The following is a 4595-nucleotide window of genomic DNA, read 5'->3' as shown; positions in this document are numbered from 1 at the left end:
ATTCTTTTTTCCACATTCTTTTTTTTAATTCTTTTTTTAATTTTTAGTTTCATTTTATTTATCTAAAAATAATTTTAGCTATTTTTATATATTTTATAAGATATAATATTATATAATTTAAAGTTGTTAAGGTGACACAATGTTTTATAGAAAATTAGGTAAGACTGATTTGGAAGTATCTAATTTAGGTTTTGGATGTATGCGTCTACCTCATAAGGAGCATTTTTATGAAATAGATGAGGAAGAGGCTAGCAAAATGTTCGATTATGCCATTGAGCATGGCGTAAACTATTTTGACACTGCTTATTCATTCCATAGTAAGAACAGAAACTTAGGAGGTAATGCAGAGCCGTTCTTAGGCAAATACCTTGCTGAAAGGGGCATTCGTGATGATGTTGTAATTCAAACCAAATTGCCCGGATGGCTGGTAAATAAAAGGGAAGATATGGGCAAGTTCCTTGATTTGCAATTGGAAAGGTTGCAGACTGATTATATTGATATTTACATGTTGCATTCCCTTAAGATAGACTTCTGGAATAAGTTATATGGTATGGATGTATTGGAATTCTTAGACAGCATACTTGAAGATGGAAGAGCTAAATATGTTGGGTTTTCCTTCCACGATGACTTGGATGTTTTCTTTACAATTATGGATTCCTATGATAAATGGGATGTCATTTTGACTCAAGTGAACTACCTTGATGAAGATTATAAAAGTGGTCTTGGCGGTTTAGAGTTTGTAGGAATGGCAGGTCTTGGAAATGTTATTATGGAACCGTTACGTGGAGGAAGCTTAATCAATAATATTCCAGATGAAGTTAAAGCCCTTTGGGATACTGCAGATAAAAAGAGAAGTCCTGTAGAATGGGCTTTTGAATATTTATGGGACAAGCCTCTTGTCACTTCTGTATTCAGTGGTATGAGCAATATGGATCAGGTTAAGCAGAATGTAGCCATTGCAGAAAGCTGTGATGTAAATTCAATGAGCGAACATGATAGGCAAATCCTGAAGGATGTTGCTCAAGTCTATAAGTCAAGAGAGGAAATTCCTTGTACCGGCTGCAGATACTGTATGCCATGTCATAATAGGGTGGATATTCCACATTGTTTCAAGCAGTATAATATTGCAAAAAGCTTGGATTACATTGACAAGACTGCAGCTCCTTATTTCTGGTTAGTGAATAAGGATGAGCGAGCTGATAGCTGTACTTTCTGTGGTGAGTGTAATATCCAATGTCCACAAGGAATCGATATCCCTGCAGAGATGGAAAAGGTGTATGATTTCTTCCATGATGAAGAACCTATCTAAATTTTCTTCTTCTTTTTTTATTTTTGATTCTTCTTTTTTATCTTTTTTTTAATGAAAATTCTATTTTACTTTTTTATTCTAATTATCTATTATTTTATTATTCTATTATTCTTTTTTCCACCAAATCAATACTAAATCTGTTTTATCCTTAGGATTAATCCAGTTTCCCCTATCATTTTTAACGAATATTTCCTTAAAATAATTTTCTAATGCTATCTTATTTTCTTCTTCCAATTCTCCAAGTTTCCACATGGATCTTTGGATTGCTTCATCCATATCCGAATATTCCTTTAGATTATTGCATTCCAATTGGACAATGTTTGTTTCGATTCCAAGACTTTTTAAAAGCATAAACAATACACTGTAATCGGTTCCTGCCTTAAATGTTTTTCCAGCTATTTTTGCTTTTTCCTTTTTGTATTCGTGGCTTGCTGAGCCAAAAACAGTGATATAAACATATTTGTTTGCTATTTCATCAAGAGTCAAAACAGTTTCTTTTATATTGGATATTCCATTTAAGCATCTTGAAGCAAGAACAATGTCATAATCCCCAATCTGTTCATAGTCAAGGTCTTTTATATCCATTTGGATGGTTTTGATATTGTTTAAACATTCATTTTCAGCATTTTTATTAAGCTCTTCAAGCATTAACTTTGATTTATCTAGCCCTGTAACTGATTTTGCTTTTTTAGCTATTTTTCTAGTGATTGTGCCTTCTGCACAACCTATATCCAGAACAGTATCTTCAGAAGATATTCGCATATGATCTAATAGAACATCAGGATAATCATCATTCTCAAGCCATTTGCCATAATCCTTAGCTATTTCATCCCAATTTTTCTCTTTCTTCATGCCTTTTTTAATGGATTTTTGCCAAACTTGCTCCCAATCAATTTCTAAAGGATCCAAATTCTCCCGAATCTTCATTTTTTCCACCAAATCAATATCCAATCCGGTTTGTCAGTTGGATTAGTCAATAGCCCCTCTTCATTCTCTTCAAGAATGGATTCAAGGAATTTAGGCAATAATTTCTGTTCCTCTTCATTGAATTTTGCTAAATTCCATTTTCCATTATCCATAGCTTCTTCAATTGTTTTATAGGTTCTAACAGGACCTACATCTAAATTAATCACATTTGGATAAATATCCATTTCTGCAAGAAGGTTAAGAAGAATTGTATATGATGGGGCTCCATTATACTCTTTCCCAATGTATTTAAAGAAATCTTTTTCAAGTTTCCAGTTGTTTGGTCCAAAAAGGGTAATGAAGACATATTTATTCGCTATTTCATTAAAATTAGAGAATACTTTTCTAGGGCTTTTTATACCATTAACAACTCTTGAAGCCAAGACAATATCATGCTTTCCAATTTTCTCTAAATTAAGCTCATTCACATCATCTTTAACTGTCTTAATATTGCTTATCTTGTTTTCGGCTATCTTTTCATCCAATATCTCAAGCATCTTATCAGTTGCATCTACAGCAGTTACGCTAGCAACTTCTTTAGATAATGGGATTGTAACGCTTCCTTCTCCACAACCTACATCTAAAACAGTATCATCTTTTGTTAGAATCATATTGGAAATTAATTTTTCTGTGTAGTTGTCTTTGCTGGCACGCTCACTATATTTTACAGCCGCTTTAGACCAATCTTTTCCTCTATCTCCTTTTTTATCCATTTTTTTAGTCCAAAGATCTTCCCAATCAATTTCATTCTCATCTTCAATTATAATCTTTCTAGTCATTTTTCCACCAGTATAGTACCCAATCTGCCTTGTCATCCCGATTGGAAAGTTTTCCATCTTCATTTTCTTCAAGAATATCTTCAAGGTATTTGTATAACTCTTCCTTCTCTTCATCATTTAGGCTATCCAATCTCCATTTTCCACTTTCTAACGCTTCTTCAACGCTTTCATATTCTCTTTCCTGGCCTATGTTTAGGTTTTCAACATTTGGGTAGATTCCCATATCAACAAGAATGTTGAAGAAGTATCTGTGTGATGGAAACTCAAAGTATTCCTTATCGATGGATTCATAGAATTCCCTTTCAATTTTCCAGTTATTTGGTCCGAAAAGGGTTATGTAGACATATTTGTTTGCAATTTCATTGATGTTTGCAATGGTTTCTTTTATGTTTAGGACTCCATTCAATGATCTTGAAGCTACAATAATATCATGTTTGCCTACATTATCAATGTTAATTTTAGTCAAATCCTCTTCAATTGTTTTTATATTACTGATTCCTTCCTTTTGAGCTTTCTCATTTAATATTTCAAGCATCTTATATGCTGAATCCACACCGGTAACTGATTTTACCTTTTTTGCAAGAGGAATAGTAATGCTCCCTTCTCCACATCCCAAATCAAGGACTGTGTCTTTTTTGGAGATGTTTAGCTTTTCAATCAATCTGGTGTGGTAATCATCTTTTCTAGCGGATTTGCCAAAGTTAGGAGCTGCCTTATTCCAATCCTTAGACCTGTCCTTTTTTGCTTCTAGCTTCTTTTGCCAGAAATAAGCCCAATCGATTTCTTCAGGATCATTAATTTGATAAGTCATTTTATCACTCTAAAATGCTTAAAAAGCATAATTCCGTCAATCATTTAATTCTTGTTTTCTTCTTTCATTTGCTTTTGAACTTCATAAACATCAGAGACTGCCAATGTTCTTTTAAAGTCAAAACGGAAATTCTCAATGATGGCGCCTAGTTCTCTCATTGTTGATTCGAACTTTTCAGTCTTTACAGGTATGTCACATAGGCTGTCAATGCTTTGCCCAAGTTCATCAATGTATTTTGGAAATGTCTCATTTGCATGATTGAAGAACACATCATATTCTTCAGGATTTTCGATGTTGTCATTCCTGATGTTTTCTTTAATCTTTTCATAAAAGTCATTGTAGTAGCCATAACTTTCTCTGAATGAATCAAGCAATTCAACTATTCTGTCAGACATTTTGTCTACACAGTTTTCTTTGGTCTCTTGAGTTGCATCAGTAGCAAGAAGTGGCATATTTGCCCTAAATAATAATCCAACCTCTGCTAAATTTTTATTTAATCCATTAATTGCCTTTTCAAAGGAATCTATATCTAATCTTCCATCCATTTTGCTTCCAACCTTTTATTATTTAATATTTGTAAAATAATTTTTATTTCACAGAGAATCATAATTTTTTTAAAAAATTTACAATAGAAAATTTTTTGATAAATTTTTAATTAATTTTGCTTATAAATGCAAAATTTATTTTGCTCTGGAAAATTTCTATTTGTCATTGATAAAAATTGAATTGA

Annotated in this window: 5 protein-coding genes; 1 reads left to right on the top strand and 4 read right to left on the bottom strand. The window is 32.5% G+C overall.

Going from position 1 to position 4595, the window contains the following annotated elements; translation table 11 throughout:
• Window positions 1-139: 139 nt before the first annotated feature.
• Window positions 140-1309, top strand: coding sequence for an aldo/keto reductase (locus ACKI67_RS03745; RefSeq protein WP_407462047.1), 1170 nt, complete (start codon window positions 140-142; stop codon window positions 1307-1309).
• A gap of 105 nt (window positions 1310-1414) precedes the next feature.
• Here the strand turns inward: ACKI67_RS03745 and ACKI67_RS03740 are convergent, their stop codons facing one another.
• From ACKI67_RS03740 to ACKI67_RS03725, 4 genes are read right to left on the bottom strand one after another with little or no spacing between them, the layout of a single operon-like run.
• Window positions 1415-2236: a class I SAM-dependent methyltransferase gene (locus ACKI67_RS03740; RefSeq protein ID WP_407462046.1), complete on the bottom strand. Its 822-nt coding sequence runs from the start codon at window positions 2234-2236 to the stop codon at window positions 1415-1417.
• On the bottom strand, window positions 2233-3054 hold the full coding sequence (locus ACKI67_RS03735) for a class I SAM-dependent methyltransferase (RefSeq protein WP_407462045.1): 822 nt from the start codon (window positions 3052-3054) through the stop codon (window positions 2233-2235). The genes ACKI67_RS03740 and ACKI67_RS03735 overlap by 4 nt, the downstream gene beginning before the upstream one ends.
• Window positions 3047-3865, bottom strand: a complete 819-nt coding sequence (locus tag ACKI67_RS03730) for a class I SAM-dependent methyltransferase (RefSeq protein WP_407462044.1) — start codon at window positions 3863-3865, stop codon at window positions 3047-3049. Before ACKI67_RS03730 ends, ACKI67_RS03735 begins: the two co-directional genes overlap by 8 nt.
• A gap of 44 nt (window positions 3866-3909) precedes the next feature.
• A complete protein-coding gene (locus ACKI67_RS03725; RefSeq protein ID WP_407462043.1) occupies window positions 3910-4410 on the bottom strand; it encodes a hypothetical protein in 501 nt (166 codons plus the stop codon).
• Window positions 4411-4595: the final 185 nt, after the last annotated feature.

The organism is Methanobrevibacter sp. (assembly GCF_045577275.1).
Lineage (GTDB): Archaea > Methanobacteriota > Methanobacteria > Methanobacteriales > Methanobacteriaceae > Methanobrevibacter.
Note: the sequence above shows the minus strand (reverse complement) of the source record. Positions and strands in the feature narration are given on the sequence as shown.

What these genes read in the sequence shown, in the direction of transcription:
- ACKI67_RS03745 (WP_407462047.1), top strand. Translation starts at nt 140, where the DNA reads ATGTTTTATAGAAAATTAGGTAAGACTGATTTGGAAGTATCTAATTTA.
- ACKI67_RS03740 (WP_407462046.1), bottom strand. Translation starts at nt 2,236, where the DNA reads ATGAAGATTCGGGAGAATTTGGATCCTTTAGAAATTGATTGGGAGCAA.
- ACKI67_RS03735 (WP_407462045.1), bottom strand. Translation starts at nt 3,054, where the DNA reads ATGACTAGAAAGATTATAATTGAAGATGAGAATGAAATTGATTGGGAA.
- ACKI67_RS03730 (WP_407462044.1), bottom strand. Translation starts at nt 3,865, where the DNA reads ATGACTTATCAAATTAATGATCCTGAAGAAATCGATTGGGCTTATTTC.
- ACKI67_RS03725 (WP_407462043.1), bottom strand. Translation starts at nt 4,410, where the DNA reads ATGGATGGAAGATTAGATATAGATTCCTTTGAAAAGGCAATTAATGGA.